This is a genomic window from Kitasatospora sp. RG8, assembly GCF_017813315.1.
Taxonomy (GTDB): domain Bacteria; phylum Actinomycetota; class Actinomycetes; order Streptomycetales; family Streptomycetaceae; genus Kitasatospora.
Genome location: NZ_JAGIYX010000085.1, coordinates 1 through 1872, shown reverse-complemented (window position 1 = coordinate 1872; position 1872 = coordinate 1). Strand labels below are relative to the sequence as shown.

Here is a 1872-nt window from a genome sequence, read left to right as displayed (position 1 = left end):
ACCCGCCAACCCCTCCAACAACCCCACCCGCTCCCCCACACCCAACACACCCACACCCGACACCCGCACCCCCACATCCACCACCACCAACTCCAACACCCGCACCAACCGCCCCACCAACACCTCCACCGACCCCACCTCGAACAGATCCGCCGAGGCCACGAAGCGCCCGCGGACGCCCGCGGGAGAACCGTCAGCGTCGAACTCCTCGCCCACGAACAGCTCAAGGTCGAACTTGGCCGTCGTCGACCCCGTCGGCAGCGGCTCCACGCTCAGGCCGGGCAGCTTCAGCCCAGCCGAAGCGGTGTTCTGGACGGTGAGCATCACCTGGAAGAGCGGGTGACGGGCCAGCGAGCGGGCCGGCGCCAGCTCCTCCACCAGGCGGTCGAACGGCACGTCCTGGTGGTCCAGGGCGTTCAGACCCGTCTCCCGGACGCGTTCCAGCACCTCCGACAGGGTCGGGTCCCCGGACAGGTCGGTGCGCATCACGAGCGTGTTGATGAAGAAGCCGACCAGGTCGTCGAAAGCCTCGTCGGTGCGGCCGGCCACCGCCGCACCGATCGGGATGTCGGTGCCCGCGCCCAGCCGGTTCAGCGTCACCGCCAGCGCCGCCTGGAGCACCATGAACAGCGTCGCACCATGGTCGCGCGCGACGCCCAGCAGCTTCGCGTGCAGGTCGGCCGAGAGCTCCAGGGGTATCCGGTGGCCTTCGTGACCGGCCACCGCGGGGCGCGGGTGGTCGGCCGGGAGCTCCAGCTCCTCCGGCGCCCCCGCGAGCGCCGCACGCCAGTAGGCGACCTGCTCGGCCAGTACCCCGTCGGCGGTGTCGCCGTCCGACGAATCGTCGTCCACGGCGTCGCCGCCCGCGGCGCTTCCGTCGCCGAGCAGCTCGCGCTGCCACAGCGTGTAGTCGGCGTACTGGACGGGCAGCGGCTCCCAGTCGGGGGACCGGCCTCCGAGGCGGGCCGTGTACGCCGCCGACAGGTCGCGCCCCAGCGGACCCATCGACCAGCCGTCACCCGCGATGTGATGGACCGTCACCGAGAGGACGAACTCCTCGTCGCCCAGCACGAACAGATGCGCCCGCAGGGGGATCTCCGCGGAAAGGTCGAAGACGTAACCGGTGACGCCGGCCACTGCGGCGGCCAGCCCGTCCGCGTCCACCTCCGTGACGGCCAGGTCGAACCCGGCCGCCTCCACCGGGAGGATCCGCTGGTACGGCTCGCCGTTGACCGCCGGGAAGAGCGTGCGCAGGATCTCGTGGCGCCCGATCACGTCCCGGAAGGCCTCGGCGAGGGCCCGTTCGTCCAGCCGTCCACTCAGTCGCAGGACCAGCGGAAGGTTGTACGTCGCACTCGGGCCCTCCAACTGCCCGAGGAACCAAAGGCGGCGCTGCGCAAACGACAAGGGAATCATCGGTAGTCCTCCTGCTGGCGCATCGGCCGCACCGCCGGCCTGCTCTTCTTCTTCTGGTTGCCGGATTGACCGGCCTGATGGGTAATCCACGTCGAGAGGCCCGCCGGGGTCGGGCTGTCGAACAGCACCCGGATCCGCAGCTCCACACCCAGTGCCGCGCGGACTCGGCTGACCAGGCGGGTCGCCAGGAGCGACTGGCCGCCGAGGGTGAAGAAGTCGTCGTCGACCCCGACCGCCGGCAGGCCGAGGACCTCGGCGAAGGCCTGGCAGAGGAGTTCCTCCTGCTCGTTCGCCGGCGCCCGTCCCGCTGTTCCGCCGGTGTACTCGGGGGCGGGCAGGGCCTTGCGGTCGAGCTTGCCGTTCACGGTCAACGGCAGGGCGTCCAGGACGACGACGGCGGACGGCACCATGTACGACGGCAGCCGCTCCTCCGCGAACTCCCGCACCGCACCCGAC

Annotated in this window: 2 protein-coding genes; both read right to left on the bottom strand. The window is 71.2% G+C overall.

Going from position 1 to position 1872, the window contains the following annotated elements:
* Nucleotides 1-1416: condensation domain-containing protein (locus J5Y04_RS41120; protein ID WP_245206496.1), on the bottom strand; the 1416-nt coding region annotated here is incomplete at its 3' end.
* The coding region (locus tag J5Y04_RS41115) for a phosphopantetheine-binding protein (protein ID WP_209417665.1) at nucleotides 1413-1872 on the bottom strand (460 nt) is incomplete at its 5' end. The genes J5Y04_RS41120 and J5Y04_RS41115, both read right to left, overlap by 4 nt.